This is a genomic window from Acinetobacter calcoaceticus DSM 30006 = CIP 81.8, from assembly GCF_000368965.1.
Lineage (GTDB): Bacteria > Pseudomonadota > Gammaproteobacteria > Pseudomonadales > Moraxellaceae > Acinetobacter > Acinetobacter calcoaceticus.
Window position 1 is genome coordinate 327,121 of sequence record NZ_KB849780.1, and the last position, 17,872, is coordinate 344,992.

15 protein-coding genes are annotated in these 17,872 nt (G+C 39.4%); 5 read left to right on the forward strand and 10 right to left on the reverse strand.

All coding sequences use genetic code 11. From position 1 onward, the window contains the following. Positions 1–102: 102 nt before the first annotated feature. From F936_RS06450 to ahcY, 3 genes are all read right to left on the reverse strand, one after another. On the reverse strand, positions 103–825 hold the full coding sequence (locus F936_RS06450; protein ID WP_005046051.1) for a 16S rRNA (uracil(1498)-N(3))-methyltransferase: 723 nt from the start codon (positions 823–825) through the stop codon (positions 103–105). A gap of 18 nt (positions 826–843) precedes the next feature. Then, positions 844–1,680: a methylenetetrahydrofolate reductase [NAD(P)H] gene (gene metF, locus F936_RS06455; RefSeq protein WP_005046053.1), complete on the reverse strand. Its 837-nt coding sequence runs from the start codon at positions 1,678–1,680 to the stop codon at positions 844–846. A 74-nt stretch (positions 1,681–1,754) separates the two neighbouring features. Beyond that, complete coding sequence (gene ahcY / locus F936_RS06460) at positions 1,755–3,137, reverse strand: adenosylhomocysteinase (RefSeq protein ID WP_005039164.1); 1,383 nt, start codon at positions 3,135–3,137, stop codon at positions 1,755–1,757. 223 nt (positions 3,138–3,360) lie between these two features. Here ahcY and F936_RS06465 point away from each other — a divergent pair, with 223 nt between their 5' ends. Further along, on the forward strand, positions 3,361–3,897 hold the full coding sequence (locus F936_RS06465) for a cysteine peptidase family C39 domain-containing protein (protein WP_005046054.1): 537 nt from the start codon (positions 3,361–3,363) through the stop codon (positions 3,895–3,897). 38 nt (positions 3,898–3,935) lie between these two features. Here F936_RS06465 and F936_RS06470 read toward each other — a convergent pair whose 3' ends face one another. The 3 genes from F936_RS06470 to lipA all read right to left on the reverse strand — a co-directional run bounded on the left by F936_RS06470 (position 3,936) and on the right by lipA (position 8,184). After that, the gene (locus F936_RS06470) at positions 3,936–4,319 is read right to left on the reverse strand and encodes a carboxymuconolactone decarboxylase family protein (protein ID WP_000043120.1); all 384 of its coding nucleotides are present in this window, start codon (positions 4,317–4,319) and stop codon (positions 3,936–3,938) included. A 106-nt stretch (positions 4,320–4,425) separates the two neighbouring features. Further along, a complete protein-coding gene (locus tag F936_RS06475) occupies positions 4,426–6,888 on the reverse strand; it encodes an acyl-CoA dehydrogenase (protein WP_005046056.1) in 2,463 nt (820 codons plus the stop codon). A gap of 282 nt (positions 6,889–7,170) precedes the next feature. After that, positions 7,171–8,184 (reverse strand): lipoyl synthase, encoded by a 1,014-nt coding sequence (lipA, locus tag F936_RS06480; RefSeq protein WP_005046057.1) that lies wholly within the window; start codon positions 8,182–8,184, stop codon positions 7,171–7,173. 196 nt (positions 8,185–8,380) lie between these two features. On the opposite strand from lipA, the gene sthA reads away from it, so the two are divergent. After that, entirely contained in the window at positions 8,381–9,793 is a 1,413-nt protein-coding gene (gene sthA / locus F936_RS06485) for a Si-specific NAD(P)(+) transhydrogenase (RefSeq protein ID WP_003650611.1), read from the forward strand. A 244-nt stretch (positions 9,794–10,037) separates the two neighbouring features. On the opposite strand, the gene F936_RS06495 is transcribed toward sthA, so the two are convergent. The 4 genes from F936_RS06495 to map all read right to left on the reverse strand — a co-directional run bounded on the left by F936_RS06495 (position 10,038) and on the right by map (position 15,286). Then, positions 10,038–11,252 carry an MFS transporter gene (locus F936_RS06495; protein ID WP_005046058.1) on the reverse strand — a complete coding sequence of 405 codons (1,215 nt, stop codon included), beginning with the start codon at positions 11,250–11,252 and terminating at the stop codon, positions 10,038–10,040. Between the two features lie 171 nt (positions 11,253–11,423). After that, on the reverse strand, positions 11,424–12,770 hold the full coding sequence (locus F936_RS06500; protein ID WP_003650618.1) for an MFS transporter: 1,347 nt from the start codon (positions 12,768–12,770) through the stop codon (positions 11,424–11,426). A gap of 414 nt (positions 12,771–13,184) precedes the next feature. Further along, complete coding sequence (locus tag F936_RS06505) at positions 13,185–14,255, reverse strand: OmpW/AlkL family protein (RefSeq protein ID WP_005046059.1); 1,071 nt, start codon at positions 14,253–14,255, stop codon at positions 13,185–13,187. Between the two features lie 206 nt (positions 14,256–14,461). Beyond that, positions 14,462–15,286 (reverse strand): type I methionyl aminopeptidase, encoded by an 825-nt coding sequence (gene map, locus F936_RS06510; protein ID WP_005046060.1) that lies wholly within the window; start codon positions 15,284–15,286, stop codon positions 14,462–14,464. Between the two features lie 210 nt (positions 15,287–15,496). On the opposite strand from map, the gene rpsB reads away from it, so the two are divergent. The 3 genes from rpsB to F936_RS06525 all read left to right on the forward strand — a co-directional run bounded on the left by rpsB (position 15,497) and on the right by F936_RS06525 (position 17,814). Further along, positions 15,497–16,249: a 30S ribosomal protein S2 gene (rpsB, locus tag F936_RS06515; protein WP_003650626.1), complete on the forward strand. Its 753-nt coding sequence runs from the start codon at positions 15,497–15,499 to the stop codon at positions 16,247–16,249. 138 nt (positions 16,250–16,387) lie between these two features. Next, entirely contained in the window at positions 16,388–17,263 is an 876-nt protein-coding gene (gene tsf, locus F936_RS06520; protein WP_003650628.1) for a translation elongation factor Ts, read from the forward strand. A gap of 65 nt (positions 17,264–17,328) precedes the next feature. After that, on the forward strand, positions 17,329–17,814 hold the full coding sequence (locus tag F936_RS06525) for a DUF3465 domain-containing protein (RefSeq protein ID WP_005046061.1): 486 nt from the start codon (positions 17,329–17,331) through the stop codon (positions 17,812–17,814). The last annotated feature ends 58 nt before the right edge of the window (positions 17,815–17,872 follow it).

Consider the following 17,872-nt stretch of genomic DNA (forward strand, 5'->3'; position numbering starts at 1 on the left):
ACAGAAAGAATCTGATTTATCAGTGATAAAGAATTTGAAATTTTATTCATACAATAAAAGTAAATTAACTTTAAATAATGATTTAATCAATGTTCAATGAACTTAGCTGGATAAAAACCGATAATTTAAAATAGATAAGGCAACAACAGGCGCAGTTTCTGTGCGTAAGACACGGTCACCAATACACCAATTCATAAAACCAGCTTGATTGGCTTGAGTAATTTCATTTTCACTTAAACCGCCTTCTGGTCCAATCAATAAGGCAAGTTCAGGTTGTATGCCTGCTAATACATCTTTTTGTTCTTTTTCTGGTGCTAAAACAAATTTTGAAGCGGGAAGTTGAGTAGAGCTTAACCATTCACTTAGAGAAATGGGCGCTAACACTTCTGGAACGATGTTAAGACCACATTGTTCACATGCTGCAATTGCAACAGCTTGCCAGTGATCTAATTTTTTTTGATCTCGATCATATTTTAAGCGCATCTCACAGCGCTCACTTGTAAGCAACTGAATTTGACTTACTCCAAGTTCAGTTGCTTTCTGAATGGCATAATCCATTCGGTCACCTTTACTCATGACCTGACCAAGGACAGCTTTAAAAGGGGCACTACGGTTAGTAGGGTTAAAACTCTCAATTGTGACAAATGCATTTTTTTTATTAATTTCGGTCAGTGTCGCGAGATATTCGCCACCTTGACCATTAAAGAGAGTGGCTTGTTCTTGTAATTGTGCACGTAAAACACGCACCCAATGATGAAATACTGTTTCTGTCAGTTGAATTGTTGAGCCAACAGCAAGTTCAGTTTCGATAAAAAAACGATTCATTGGGTACGCCTTACAAAATTAATTTAAACCAAGATCAACGACGAGTTGACGAGTTGGTTCGACTTGATTCATTGAATAAAAATGTAAGCTTGGTGCACCACCTGCGATCAAGCGTTCACATAGCTTAACAACAACTTCATGACCAAAAGCTTTAATACTCTCACTGTCATCGCCATAGGCTTGTAATTGCTTACGGATCCAGCGAGGAATTTCTGCACCAGTACCATCAGCAAAGCGAATTAAATTGCTGGCATTGGTAATCGGCATGATGCCAGGAGCTACTGGAATATTAACTCCAGTTTTTTCTAGGCGCTCAATAAAATAAAAGTATGAGTCTGGATTAAAGAAGAATTGAGTAATTCCTGCATTAGCGCCAGCTTGTACTTTTTCAATAAAACGTTGGATATCTGAATCAAGGTTCTCAGCTTGAGGGTGCATTTCTGGATAAGCTGCAACTTCAATATGAAAATGATCACCTGAATGCTCACGAATAAAACGTACTAAATCTTGAGCATAAGGAAGTTCGCCAAGTCCGACTTGACCAGACGGTAAATCACCCCGTAAAGCGACAATACGGTTAATTCCTTGCGCTTTATAGAGGTCGAGTAGCTCAGCAATACGAGCTTTATCATCACCAATGCACGAAAGGTGAGGAGCAACTGGCGTACCTTTGCCATTGAAATCGTCAATAGCAGCAAGAGTACGTTCACGAGTAGAACCACCAGCACCATAAGTAATCGAGAAGAAATCAGGATTTAATAGTTGTAATTCTTGATGAACAATACGAAGTTTTTCAGCACCGGCATCAGTTTTCGGTGGGAAAAACTCAAAAGAAATGGGTATACGTTTAGTCATGTCAAATCCTTGTAAACAGCGAAACAATATTTTTAGAAAAAAGGGCAGTCGGTTCACCGTCTGCCCTTAAGTTCTTAGTATTTGTAAGCGTCAGACTTGAATGGTCCCTCAACAGCAACACCTAAATAGCCAGCTTGCTCTTGAGTTAATTGAGTAAGTACACCACCAAAACCTGCAACCATTGCCGCAGCAACTTCTTCGTCAAGTTTCTTAGGAAGAACTTCTACACGAATTTTTGCAGTTTTTTCGTTTGCAGGAAGGTCAGCAAATTTCTCTTGGAATAAGTGAATTTGACCTAACACTTGGTTAGCAAAAGAACCATCCATCACACGTGATGGGTGACCAGTTGCATTACCAAGGTTTACAAGGCGACCTTCAGAAAGAAGAATGAGGTAGTTATTTTCATCTTCAGAACGATAAACTTGGTGAACTTGTGGCTTAACTTCAACCCACTTGTAACCACGTAAATAAGCAGTATCAATTTCTGTGTCGAAGTGACCGATGTTACATACAACTGCACCAGCTTTTAAGCTATCTAACATTGCAGCATCACATACGTGGTAGTTACCAGTAGTAGTTACAACAAGGTCAGTGTTGCCAAGTAAGTCTTGGTTAATATCTTCTTTTTTGCCTGTTTGTACGCCGTTTTTGTATGGAGATACAACTTCATAGCCGTCCATACATGCTTGCATTGCACAAATTGGGTCAACTTCAGTTACACGAACAATCATGCCTTCTTGACGTAAAGATTGAGCAGAACCTTTACCAACATCACCATAACCGATCACAAGCGCACGACGGCCAGACAAAAGCATGTCAGTTGCGCGTTTGATTGCATCATTTAATGAGTGACGGCAACCATATTTGTTGTCGTTTTTAGACTTAGTAACAGAGTCATTTACGTTGATAGCTGGTACTTTCAAAGAACCGTCTTTCCACATTTCGATAAGACGTTGAACACCTGTTGTAGTTTCTTCAGTAATACCGTGAATGCGTTCTAAAAGAGCAGGGTATTTGTCGTGAACAAGAGCAGTTAAGTCACCGCCATCGTCCAAGATCATGTTGGCATCCCAAGGTTGACCATTAACATTAATTTGTTGTTCTAAACACCATACATATTCTTCTTCAGTTTCACCTTTCCAAGCGAAAACTGGAATACCACGAGCAGCAATTGCAGCAGCAGCATGGTCTTGAGTCGAGAAAATGTTACATGAAGTCCAACGAACTTCAGCACCTAATTCAATAAGCGTTTCAATAAGAACCGCTGTTTGAATGGTCATGTGGATACAACCAAGAATTTTTGCGCCAGCAAGTGGTTTAGAGGCTGCATAACGTTTACGTAAACCAATTAGAGCTGGCATTTCTGCTTCAGCAAGTTTGATTTCTTTACGACCGTAGTCAGCAAGTGAGATGTCAGCAACTTTATAATCTGTAAATGAAGCATTAACCGCGTTCATCAGGATCTCCTAGGGAAAAAATAGTATGGATCGTTCTGTTCGCGGATGCCGTTGTTGGTTAAAAACGAGCGTTTAACCGATTGTCGAGCCTGGCAAATTGATCTTTAGTGCCGATCACTTGTCGCAGCATCCCTCGACTAGCGAAACATTGTACTTGGAAAAGCTTTTAGTGCCAATCCAGTTTTGTTTATTATCTGCTTAATTACGACTTTAGATTTAAATTATGGCCTTAAACATTCCCGAATCTTTGGCAAACCTCGAAGCGAATAGCGGTGTTTTTGCGGTTTGGATGGTACTTCGGCATCATGGGGTTCAAATTGATATTTCCGAGCTGATTCAAATTTGTCGATATGATGAAGACGGCACCTATACAATTGCCTTGGCTGTTGCTTTAAAAAAATTTGGGTTTGATGTGTCATTTTATTCGGATAAAGATCCAAATATTAGCCCAAGCGAACATATGAGTTATAAAGAAGCAAATGTATTGAAAATACCAACGGGCCCAGCGTTAAGCTATCAGGATATTCAAGCTACAATTCAAAATGGAAAAATGGTGATTGTCTATTACGATACTTTAGAGGGGATCGGAAATCAGTCACTCATTTATTCTATAGATCAAAATGAAATCTGCTTTTTTGATAGTTTTGAACCGATGTCAGCGGCAGTCTTTGAAAAACAACGTCAAGTGGAAGGAATTTGTCGTCAGGTTATCGTGATTGATGATCGTAATTTTCAAATGCGTTCAATCAAATTGAATTAGATAAAAAAGAGCCAGTAGAGTGCTGGCTCATATTAAAGTTATTTTTGTTGATATTCTTGAATCACTTCTAAAGCCGCTCGAAAGGCTTCTTGAGTAGCAGGGGCACCACAATATGGCAGGCTATGCAATAACGTTTCTTGAATTTCTTCAACTGTACAACCATTGTTGAGTGCGCCGCGAACATGGCCTTTGAGTTCCGTTGGTGACTTAAGTGCAGTTAACATTGCCAAAGTAATTAATGAACGATATTTGCGCGGCAGCACACCTTCACGCTGCCAAGTAGATCCCCATGCATGTTCATTAATCCAGTCTTGCAATGGCTGAGTAAATGGTACGGTATTCTCTTGGGCACGTTTTACAAAAGCTTCTCCCATCACTTCTGTGCGAACTTTTAATCCATTTTCGTAATCTTGCTTAGACATTAATTTCTCCTAAAAATAAAAGCGTCGATTGACGCTTTTATGGCTGTTTATTAATTAATGCGAATCAAAAATGATTGCAATAGTGAATTAGTGGAGGCATCAGTCACTAAATTTGATGAGGGTTAGATAAAGGAAGATCTTTATTTAAATGTTCATCAAAAACATCTGTAAGCATGCTGTCGAATCGAATTGCGTTGTATTGCAATAATTGTTGAGCTTCGCTTTCAGAAATAAAACCTTCTTTTGTAGCGTGTTCGATATTTTCTTCGAAAGTAAGTCCTTTAAATTTCCCTTTAGATTCAGCCTTTTTAAACTTATCCCAAAGTGGTTCAATGGTTCGTAGAATTTGGAATGTATGCTCTAAACGACCAGTCACATCATCGGCTTTGGTTGAGTAAAATACATGATGTTTGAGTTGTTCTCTAAAAGGATGCTCTTGCATCATAAGTTCAGCAACTTGCTTTTTTAACTCATCATCGGGTTTTGAAATGACACGACCAAAAGGGAAACAGATCCATTTTACAAATGCTGCGGGAAGTTTAGCTGGGAAGTTTTCAAATAAGCCCCAAAATGCTTCCTGAATATTCAAGAAAGCTTTTTGCAGAGCTAATTTAGCGTGAAGTTGTTCAGCTTCAGTTTTTTGACCAGCTTCATAAAACTTTAAAATTGCAGTAGAAATAAAAAGGTGAGCATGAATATCTGCCAAGCGTCCTGATAACATTTCTTTGCGTTTTAAGTCTCCTGCAAGTAAGCCAAGCGCCATATCTGCAACTAAAGCAAAGTTGGCACTAAAACGGTTAATCGTTTTATAGTAACTGGCAGTAAATTGATCTACTGACTGCGGAGCATCGCTTGAGCCACCTGTCCAACCATAAGCAAATGATTTTGCTCCGCGGTTAAAGGTATAGGCTAAATGTTTGAATAACAGATCATCGAATTTTTTGACTGAAGTGCTTTTATCTTCAGACTGAAGTAGTTGCAACTCTTCAAAAAGGTAAGGGTGGCAACGCATTGAACCTTGACCAAAAATCATCAAAGAACGGGTTAAAATATTTGCGCCTTCGACTGTAATTGCAATTGGAATTGCTTGATAGGTGAGTGCAAGGAAGTTGCGTGGTCCAAGTTGAATTGCACGTCCTCCGGCAATATCCATTCCGTGATTGACCACTTTGCGCATCGTTTCAGTTGCATAATATTTTGCCATCGCAGTCATCACGGCAGGTGTTCCACCTTGATTTAATCCGCAAGTGACTAAATAACGGAATGCCTCAAGCATGTAGGCATCACTTGCAATTTCACTCGTCGCTTCTTGTACACCTTCAAATTTGCCAACAGAGATATTAAATTGCTGGCGAATTTTCGCAAAAGCTCCTACGGTGAGATAGCTCATTTCACCAGCAGCGGTTGCTAGGGCTGGAAGTGAAATACCACGACCAACTCCTAAGCATTCCATGAGCATGCGCCAGCCTTTACCAGCATTTTCTTGTCCACCAATAATCCAGTCAATTGGAATGAAAACATCTTCTCCTTCTACGGTTCCATTCATAAATGGAGAACCTGGAAAATGACGTGCTCCTATTTTAATCCCCGCATGGCTTGCAGGAATGAGTGCACAGGTAATGCCGTATTCTGTTTTATTTTTATCGCCGAGTAGACCTTCTGGATCATAAAGTTTAAATGCGAGGCCAACAACGGTAGCAATTGGTGCAAGGGTAATCCAGCGTTTAGAGAAATTCATGCGTAGCCCAAGAACTTGAGCACCTTCATATTCGCCGTAACAAACGACCCCAGAATCTGGAATGGCGCCAGCGTCTGAACCCGCTTCTGGACTGGTTAAACCAAAGCATGGAATTTCTTCACCTTTGGCAAGACCGGGTAAGTATTGTTGTTTTTGAGCATCGGTACCGTAGTGCATCAGCAGCTCACCTGGTCCCAATGAATTTGGAACCATACAACTCACCGCGGTGGTGAGTGAGCGTGAAGCAATTTTGCTCATAATGCGACTTTGTGCGAATGAGCTAAATTCTTTACCACCAAAAGACTTTGGAATAATGAGCCCTAAAAAACCTTTATCTTTAATAAATTGCCAAACTTCAGGAGGAAGATCTTTTAAGTGATGATGAATTTCCCATTCATTGAGCATGCTACAAAGTAATTCAACTTCATTGTCTATAAAACTTTGCTCTTCTTCTGACAAAGTTGGGTAGGGATACTTTTCAAATTGAGACCAATCAGGTGCTCCCATGAATAACTCTTTTTCCCACCAACTGGTACCAGCCTCTAAAGCCTCTTGTTCTGTGGTACTAATGCTCGGCATTGAATTCGCTAAAGTCTTATAGGCTGGCTTGGTAATTAGGTTAAATCGTAATGGCTCAACTAAAATAATGATGCTGAGCGCAATAATTGGAATACCTAAAAGCAGAGACCATGGTGTTAGCAAGAATGCCGAAAGTATGGCAACAATAATGGCCACACCGCTACCAAGAACTTTATTTAAGTTAAAAAAGAAAATTGCCCATACTGTAATAAGCTGAATAATAATACTTAATATAAAGAGTAGGAAAATCATACTTGCTCCTTTTTAGCTAAGCCCTCAAGTGGGTGAAGTTACAAAAGCGAGGAGATATTCAAGGCTTAACTAGCTATTTTGTTGCTGTTTAAATTTGAGTTTTTATGTCGCAAATATTGATGTATATGCTAGAGCAGGGATATATCGTACTTTTAGGTATAAGATATTTTTGAGTGAAAGTGTAAGGGGTTATTTTATTGATTTGTCAAGAAATGTTATTGATTTTCTTATACAAATAAAAAGCCCTCTAATACAGAGGGCTTTTTATAGATATTTAATTTATTAAGCTTCGATGACCTGAACAGCAATTTTCTTAGCAGGATCTACTTTACGACGAACTTCTGGTACTGGTTCACCATGGTATTGACGATCAGCAAAGTAACTTGAACGAACCATTGGTGCAGACCAAATATTTCTAAAACCAAGTTTGCGGCCATGCTCTGCATAACGTTCAAACTCTTCTGGTGTTACAAAGCGGTCAATTGGTGCGTGTTGTTTAGAAGGCTGTAAATATTGACCAATAGTGACATAGTCCACATCATGAGCACGTAAGTCATCAAGTAGAGCAATGACTTCTTCTTCAGTTTCACCAATACCCACCATCAAACCACATTTCGTTGGGATATCTGGGCAATATTCTTTAAACATTTTGAGTAAGGTTAAAGAATGTTGATAGTCTGAACCCGGACGCATGGCTTTATATAAGCGAGGTACAGTCTCAATGTTGTGGTTAAATACGTCTGGCGGACATTCAGTCATAATGCGTAAAGCAATATCCATACGTCCACGGAAGTCAGGTACTAAAATCTCAAGCAATGTAGTTGGGCTAAGCGCACGAGCTTCTTTAATACAGTCCACAAAGTGTTGTGCACCGCCGTCAAGCAAGTCATCACGGTCAACAGAAGTAATTACTGCGTACTTGAGTTTCAGATTGGAAATGGTTTCTGCCATGTGACGAGGTTCGTCAGCATCTAACGCATTTGGACGACCATGTGCAACATCACAGAAAGGGCAACGGCGTGTACAAATATCACCCATGATCATGAATGTTGCCGTACCGCCCCCAAAACATTCTGGGAGGTTAGGACAAGCTGCTTCTTCACAAACGGTATGGAGTTTTTGAGCACGTAAAGTCGTTTTAATACGCTGAACTTCTTCTGGTGCCGTCATCTTGACACGAATCCAGTCAGGTTTACGCGGCACTTCAACCGTAGGTACAACTTTTACAGGAATTCTTGCGACTTTTTCTGCGCCACGAAGTTTTACACCCTGTTCAGGTTTACGGTGTTCTGACATATTTAACTTTTCCACTCGTTTATAGAGACATTGACATTGTATTATAGCGAAGTTCTTCAGTTAATAGCGGAAAATAACTATTCATATAATAAATGTGGTTATTCAGAAATATAGGGTTGAGAAATACATAAATTCACCGCATATTAGTCATAATCTATTATAAAATATGGTCATTCAAGAGAGGAAGGAGCTTTCAATGCCACGTAAAAAAGAGGTCGTTAGTGGGAATTTCGTTAAATACGATGCGGTAGTTCTCGGTTCTGGACCTGCAGGTGAAGGCGCGGCAATGAAGCTTGCAAAAGCTGGTAAGCGTGTTGCAATTGTAGATGTGCGTGATCAACTTGGTGGTAACTGTGCACACGTAGGGACGATTCCAAGTAAAGCATTACGTCAAACAGTTTCTAGTATTATTCGCTATCAGCGTGATCCAATGTTTCAAAAAGTAGGTGAATGGAAACAGTTCACCATGAAACAGGTTTTGCGTAATGCACATAAAGTGATTCAACAACAGGTTGATACACATACACGCTTTTATGACCGTAACAAGATCGGTGTATTCCATGGGCGTGCATATATTCAAGATAAAAATACAGTCTTAGTTTTTAGCCATGAAGGCATTAAAGAAACAATTATTTGTAAACAAGTTGTGATTGCGACAGGTAGTCGTCCTTATCATCCGCAAGGTCTCGACTTTGACCATCCTCGCGTATTTGATTCAGATAAAATTCTTGATCTTGATTACTCAATTCAAAAAATCATCATTTACGGCGCAGGTGTTATTGGCTGTGAATATGCCTCAATCTTTATTGGTTTAGACCATAAAGTTGACTTGATTAACACACAGCAAAAACTACTAAGCTATTTAGATGATGAAATTGCTGATGCTTTGTCTTATCACTTGCGTGAACAAGGTGTATTGATTCGTCACAATGAACAAATGGATCATCTTGAAACATTTGATGACCACGTTGTTCTACATTTACAAAGTGGTAAAAAGATTAAAGCCGATGCCATTCTTTGGTGTAATGGCCGTTCAGGAAATACAGAAGGTTTAGGTCTTGAGAACGTTGGGTTAGTACCAAATAGCCGTGGTCAACTTTCAGTAAATGATCAATATCAGACTGAAGTTGAAAATATCTATGCTGCTGGTGATGTGATCGGTTGGCCTTCATTAGCTTCGGCTGCTTATGACCAAGGGCGCTGTGCTGGCGCAAACATGAGTGGTGAAGATGCTAAACCAGTACGTGATATTCCTACAGGTATCTATACAATTCCGGAAATCTCATCAATTGGTAAAAATGAACAGGAATTAACGGAAGAAAAAATTCCGTATGAAGTGGGTCAAGCTTCTTTCCGTCATTTAGCTCGTGCACAAATTACGGGTGATACAGTGGGTGAGTTAAAGATTCTTTTCCATCGTGACACAATGGAAATTTTGGGTATTCACTGTTTCGGTAATAACGCTGCTGAAATTATCCACATTGGGCAAGCAGTTATGCACAGCCCAAATAATACCTTGAAATATTTTGTTGAAACGACATTTAACTATCCAACAATGGCTGAAGCATATCGCGTAGCTGCGCTTAATGGTATGAATCGCTTGTTTTGATTTTAAATAAGTTTTCAATAAAAAAGCCCGCAAATCTGCGGGCTTTTTTTATTTGCATTAGATCATACGATTTTTATATTTTTATGACAGTTCTGAGGGGTGATTTACGTACTTTATATTTTAGTGGGCACAAAACGCTTGGTTAAAATATTCAAATAAATCCGGTGTCTGTTTCCATAAAATTATAGAAAGTACCAAAAGCGCAGCTATGATAAAAGCCATAATTGTTTTCAATAGTAAGGCATTATGCGTCATGAATAACTGCCTCCTCATTAACAAAGAAGTGAACAATCACTCCTAGTATACTTAAGGCTATAGAACATAGCCAAATCGCATTGTAATTACCTGTTAAGTCATGGTTAACGCCGCCAAGCCATCCACCAAAGAAAGAACCGACTTGGTGGGTGAAAAACACAATACCACTCAGCATCGATAGATATTTAACGCCAAACATATTTGCCACAATGCCATTGGTGAGCGGAACTGTAGAGAGCCATAAAAGACCCATAATGACGCCAAAAGCATATACCGTATAAGTGCTTAAAGGTAATAGTAAAAAGGCAATGATCGCGATGCCACGGCTGCCGTAAAGTGCCATTAATAATTTGGGCTTTGAGAAACGATCTCCTAACCAACCGGCACCGTAAGTTCCCACTACGTTAAATAGCCCCACCAATGCCAGAAATACAGTGCCAGTAGCCGCGTCAAATCCATGGTCGATTAAATAGCCTGGCAAGTGAACGCCTAAGAAGACGACTTGGAATTCACAAACTAAAAAGCCTAAAGCTAACCACCAGAAGGGTTTATGTTTTCTGGCAATGTTAAGCACTTGTTTAAATGTGAGTTGAGGCTGAGCAATTGCTTTTGGTATTTGATTGCTTGACCCTTTTAACATAAACGCTAGCGGAATAATAAAAGCAATTAATAGCGCACTCACCATTAGGGCTGCTGACCATCCCACCGTTTTAAGTAAGAGCAGGGTAGATGGCAGCATAATAAATTGACCGAAAGATCCGGCAGCACTCGCAATACCCATTGCCATGCTTCTTTTTTCCGGAGGTGCAGCTCGACCCACTGCACTGAGTAAAACCGTAAATGAGGTTGCTGATAAAGCTAAACCAATGATAAGACCTAGACTCAAATTTAAAATTAAAATATTAGAACTAAAAGCCATTAAGAGTAGGCCGAGGGTATAAAGTAGCCCCCCAATAGCGACCACAATTCGACTGCCATATTTATCGGCAATTGCGCCGGTAAAAGGTTGAACAACTCCCCAGATCAGGTTTTGCATAGCAATAGCAAGGCTAAAAACATGTTGCCCCCAACCAAACTCATGACTCATCGGTACTAGATAGAGTCCGAAACCATGTCTGACTCCTAGAGAAAGAGCTAGAATAATTGCACTGCCAATCAACATATAGATGAGGGGCTGAGAAAATTGATTGCCAGTTTTAGTCATGATTAATGGAAAATTATAATAATGTGATGATTTATTGTAGAAGATATATCGAGTAATATCGATATGTTTAGATAGAATATTTAAGGTGAGCTAAAGAGTTAGTAGGGTTGTATTGCTTTGTGAAAAAAGAGAAGAAGCAGAAATCATTTTGATCTCTGCTTCTTATAAAAATTAAGCTGCGGAATTGCGTTCAAGTAATGCTTGTTCAAAAAGAACTTGTTCTTTTTCTTTATGTTCGGTGGTGAAGCGAATCAAAATTACACTACAGCCTGCGACCATAACCAGACCACCTAAAATAAACAGGCAAGTTTGAACATCAAGCAATCCTTTGAGCAAGAAACCAGCTGCGACAGCACCCACATTGCCACCTGCACCAATAATTCCTGCAACGCCGCCTAATGCATTACGGTCAATAAATGGTACGAGTGCATAAGTTGCACCACAAGCCATATGAGTAAACAGTGCAAAAATGGTCATAGAAATGATTGCAAGAGCAACAGCATTCATTTGTGAGAAGAGTATTAAGAATAAACCTTCACCTAAGATCATGAGTACGAGTACTTTTGTACGACCATCTAATCCTTTCTTGAGTGCTACCTTATCGGAGATGATACCGCCAAGTGCACGAGCAAATAATGCCAGTAAACCAAATATCCCAGCAGTTAAACCAGCGGTTTTCAAATCCATTTTGAACTGATCGACATAGTACATTGCTGCAACGTTATGAATAAAAATTTCAATACCGAAGCATGCGCCGTAAGCTACAAATAAAATCCAGACACGGTAGTTGCGAGCGGCTTGCATTAAAATTGCTGTACCGCCTTTTTTACCACTACCAACATCAATGCCTTGCGCGCGGACTTCTTTAAAGTTTCCTTGAGGACAATCTTGAGTTAATTTCCAGTAAAGGATGCCGACAATAACCATCATTACGCCGGGTACAATTAATGCCACACGCCATCCCATGGCTTGCTCAACACCAAACATCACAATGGCACCGAGCAATAAAGGCATTAATGCTTGAGTTGCACCCCCACCAGCATTTCCCCAACCAGCCGCCGCTGCATTTGCTGTGCCTACAACGTTAGGAGCAAACATAACGCTTGTATGGTATTGCGTAATTACGAAGCTTGCGCCAATTGCGCCAATGAGTAAGCGAAAGAACAGAAAAGATTCATAACTATTGGCAGCAGCTACACCAAATACTGGAATACTGCCGACTAATAGGAGGGTGGTGTACGTAATACGTGGACCATATTTGTCGCAGAGTGGTCCGACAATAAGCCGAACTAAAATAGTAATGGCAACAGCAGCAATATTAATATTGGCAATTTGGTCTTTTGTTAAGCCAAACTCACCTTTAATAACGGGCATTAATGGTGCACACGCAAACCATGCGAAGAAACATACAAAGAAAGCGAGCCATGTCATGTGGAAGGCACGCATTGCTGGAGTTGAAAAACTGAATAATTTAATCTCAGTTGCTTTTTTTGCATCTAGATTTACATTTGAAGACATACGCCGTCCCCCTGAACTGAACGAAATTTAATTTGCATGGCAATAAGTTGCCTATCTGCAGACCGATCAGAGCGGACATCGTTGGCCGTCTTGGTTTATTCATTGAATCATCATTGATTCATCATGCAGTGAATAAAGCAAAGGCCGTGCCAAAAAATGAATTTTACTAAAAAGGAAAAATTACTTTCTAATTTTATTAAGTTAGTTTGTAGATATAAAAATAACTAAAAAAAGAAGATCGAAACGAAAAGAGGATTATAAGAGTATAGGGAGTTAGTTTTATCTGTTGTGTTTATAAAAAATGCTCATTTTTTTAGCATTTTGATTTAAAAAGAAGCAATTTTTAGGCGGAATAGATTGAAAGAAAGCTATAAAAACGTGCGTAAGTTTTTATAGCTTTCTATGATGCAAAAGTTAGAAGCGGTAACCAATACCGGCGTAACCTAAAATTGGGTTAATTTCGATGTCCGCTTTTGCATTGATTAATTCACCATACTTGGCGTCGCTCACTGTAATTGTCGTATCTGTTTTTAAGTGAGCATAAGAGACAGAACCAACGGCGTACCATTTGTCATTAAAGTCATAGGTAAATCCTAAAGTTGCTACTGGAGCAATAGCATCGGATGCTTCAAGGTCAACTTTTGGATCACCAGAGCTAGTTTTTCTTTCTAAAGCTGCTCCTGCTTTCCCGTCTTTAATGTTTACAATCATATGGCCAGCATTGACTAAATCTTTCTCAATTTCTGGGTTCATTTCTAATTCGCTAAAATAGGCATACATCACACCTAGACCAACATAAGGTCTAAATTTATTTACGCCAGTTTTGCCAAAATGGTATTGAAACTCAAATGCTGGAGTCCAAGCGCGTGCTGACGCAGCACTTCCGTGTCCTTCAAGATCTGTAATGAAAAGATTATTTTCAAGTTCCATCGAACCAAGGATTCCACCAGCAGGTTTTGCAGTAGCAGAAAAAGGTGCATAAATTTTACCTTTACCCTGTAGATCAACTTTAGGGGGAATACCAGCTTTTAACTCCAATGAAAAATTATCTGTAAAAAAGTAATTACTCATGAGTCCTAAGGTAGTAACGTCATCTGCCTCTAGCCCTGTATTCTCAGCTTCCCACTGACTTAAACCGCGAATTTCAGCTGTTCCACTTAACCATGCGGGAATAGTATCAGTACCTAAACCAATAACATCAATGAGCTCTTCCAGCACAACATTACTATTACTGTCCGAAATATTATCTTGAATGGTTTTTACTTTAATATCACCGACCTTAGACTGCTCATTTTCTTTAACAGAAGTGTTGATTCTGAAGGGCTGAGCTTTTCCTGTAGGCTTGACATATAAGGGACCAGCAGAGACTGAAAAACGTTTGAAGCCATCACCATCTTTTAAGCTAAAATATGGAGAAGCGGCGGAGGTAACTGTTGGCAGAGCAAAAAAGGCAGCTGTCATACAAAATAATGACTTTTTCATCATAAAAGGACTCCATGTCCGGCATTTGTTTACTGATTTTTATTGAGCCAACCATACCGTGTTTTATTAAAATGATTGTTTATTAAAAATTAATAATTGTAATTTTTTTGAAATAATTGTTTATATTTAGCAATATTTATTAATTAAAAGTACATAATAAATAATAAAAGGCTACATAAAGTAGCCTTTGATTAAATGTAATTAAATGATTAGTTGAAGCGAGATAAGTCTTCTTCAGGACGAGCAGTTAAAACTTCAATGCCCGTTTGAGTCACTAAAATAGTATGTTCATATTGAGCTGAAAGTTTATGGTCTTTCGTTACAACAGTCCATTTGTCGCCTAACAGTTTAGTTTGCCATACGCCTGCATTTACCATAGGTTCAATGGTAAAAGTCATACCTGCTTCTAGACGCATACCTGTACCAGCTTGACCATAATGCAATACTTGAGGCTCATCATGGAACACAGTTCCAATACCGTGACCGCAATATTCTCGCACTACACTAAAACGTTCTGATTCGACATATTTTTGGATTGCATGGCCAATATCACCTAAATATGAACCATCTTTAACAGTTGCCATACCTCGGTACATGGCTTCTTGAGCAACTTTACATAGACGATTAGCCAAAATAGAAGTTTCGCCACCGATGACGTACATCATATTGGTATCACCGTGATAGCCATCTTTAATAACAGTTACGTCAATATTAAGAATATCGCCGTTTTTTAAGGTTTTATTTTCAGAAGGAATACCATGACAGACAACATGGTTAACCGAAGTACAAATAGAGTGCTGAAAAGCAGGTCGCCCAGGAGCTCCACCATAGCCGACACAGGCAGGAATAGCATGTTGCACATTTTCAATGTGATTGCGGCAAATGGTATCAAGTTCAAGTGTACTTACACCTGCCTTAATATGGGGCTTGATCATCTCTAGAACTTCAGCCGCCAGTCGTCCTGCAATGCGCATTTTTTCAATTTCATCTGGAGTTTTAATTAATCGACGTGGAGCTGTATAAGTACTGTTCATGATCTCTAAAAACTTTTGGTAATTTACAAGTGTCTATGGTATAAATAGCCGCCCATTTTATCAAATGCTTTTCGTGAATATCTTTTACGAACAATTTTGATAGATGGGGTAAAAAATCCGCACATATATCGTCACATTACTCTGGGTGCCTGTAAAAGGGTGGAGAATGCGGATATATGGAGGCCTAACCCAAAATTTAAGGTAAAGAAAATGGCAGATTACAACGTAAGCATGCGCGACCTTCTTCAAGCAGGCGCGCACTTTGGTCACCAAACTCGTTTCTGGAACCCAAAAATGCGTCAATACATTTTTGGCGCGCGCAACAAAATTCACATCATCAACCTTGAGCACACAGTTCCTGCGTTAAATGATGCTTTGAACTTCGCTAACCAATTAGCAAGCAAAAAGAACAAAGTTTTGTTCGTTGGTACAAAACGTGCTGCTTCTAACATCATCCGTGAACAAGCACAACGTGCGGGTCAACCATATGTTGATCACCGTTGGTTAGGTGGTATGTTGACGAACTGGAAAACTCTTCGCCAATCTATCAACCGTTTAAAAGATCTTCAAACTCAATCTCAAGATGGTACTTTTGCTAAGCTTACTAAACGTGAAGCTTTAGAGCGTACTCGTGAGATGGAAAAACTTGAACGTGCTTTAGGCGGCGTTAAAAACATGGGTGGTTTACCTGACGCATTATTCGTAATTGACGTAGATCACGAATCAATTGCGATTAAAGAAGCTAAAAACCTTGGTATTCCAGTAATCGGTATCGTTGATACAAACTCTAACCCAGACAACGTAGACTACGTTATTCCTGGTAATGACGATGCAATCCGTGCGGTTACACTTTATGCTTCTGCTATGGCTGATGCGATTCTTGCTGGTAAAGAATATGCTCAATCACAAGCAAATGCACAAGCTAAAGGCGAAGAAGCTGCTAAAGAAGCTCCAGAGGCTTAATGCGTTTTGACGCAGGCTTGTCATTTTTGCGACATGTAATGGTGGCAAATTAAGCGTCGAGAGTGCAAACGGCCCAGAGTTTCTTTGGGCCGTTTTTGTTGAAAAGATTTATTTTTCTACCGTATTTAGGAGAACAACATGACTGCAGTTACTGCGAGCATGGTAAAAGAATTACGTGACCGTACTGGTCTTGCAATGATGGAATGCAAAAAAGCATTAACAGAATCTAATGGTGATGTTGAATTAGCGATTGATAACCTTCGTAAATCAGGTCAAGCAAAAGCTGCTAAAAAAGCAGGTAACATTGCTGCTGATGGTGCGATCACTATCGTTCAAGAAGGCAATAAAGCGATTCTTTTAGAAGTAAACTGTCAAACTGACTTCGTTGCTAAAGACGAAAACTTTGCTGGTTTCTCTGCTAAAGTTGCTGCTGCTGCACTTGCTGCAAATGAAACTGATGCGACTAAAATTGCTGAATTGAAACTTGAAGATGGTGCTACTGTTGAAGAAGCACGTATTGCTCTTGTTCAAAAAATCGGTGAAAACATCCAAGTTCGTCGCGCGAAAATCGTTGAAGGCGAAAGCTTGGCTATCTACAAACACGGTTTAAAAATCGGTGTTGTAGTTTCTTATACAGGTGATGCTGATACTGGTAAAGGTATTGCAATGCACGTTGCTGCATTCAACCCAGTTGCTGTAAATGCTGAAGCTGTTCCTGCTGACCTTATCGCTAAAGAAAAAGAAATTGCTGAAGCGAAAGCGTTAGAATCTGGCAAACCAGCTAATATCGTTGAAAAAATGGTAACTGGTTCTGTTGATAAATATTTGAACGAAGTTGCTCTTGATCGTCAAATGTACGTAATCGACAACGACAAAAAAGTTGCTGATGTATTAAAAGCAACTGGTACTACTGTTGCTAACTTCGTACGTTTCGAAGTTGGTGAAGGTATCGAGAAGAAAGTAGAACTTAGCTTCGCTGAAGAAGTTGCTGCTGCTCAAGCTGCTGCGAAGTAATTCGTATCACGATAAAAAAAGCCCCTTTGGGGCTTTTTTTATCTCGACTAAAATGAGGGCTTCGAATGATAAATAAAAAAAATCTTAGTATTGGCAGTGTCATTATTTTATTGGTTGCTGCATATTTTGGTCTGGATTTATCTGGGCATAAGCAAAATCAATCGCCATCATCAACCATACCCGAAGCTCAGCATACAGAAACTACATTACCAAGTAATGGAGTCGATAACATAAAAACTGCTCATGAGCAGAGACAAAGTAATGTTCAAGTGCAGGGAAGTGGTCGGGTCAAAGCAATTTTAAGAGATGATAATGATGGGTCGAGACACCAGAAATTTATTCTTGTATTAAAAAATGGCCTTTCAATTTTAGTCGCACATAATATCGATTTAGCCCCTAAAATTCCTAATTTAAAAAAAGGTGACGTGATAGAGTTTTATGGCGAATATGAATACAACCCTAAAGGTGGTGTATTACACTGGACTCATCGTGATCCACAAAGTCGTCATGAAAGCGGTTGGCTCAAACATGATGGGCAAATCTATCAATAAAGCCGAATAAACAAATAAAGAGATTGTTTTTATAGAGCAATTTTATTCTATTCAGTTT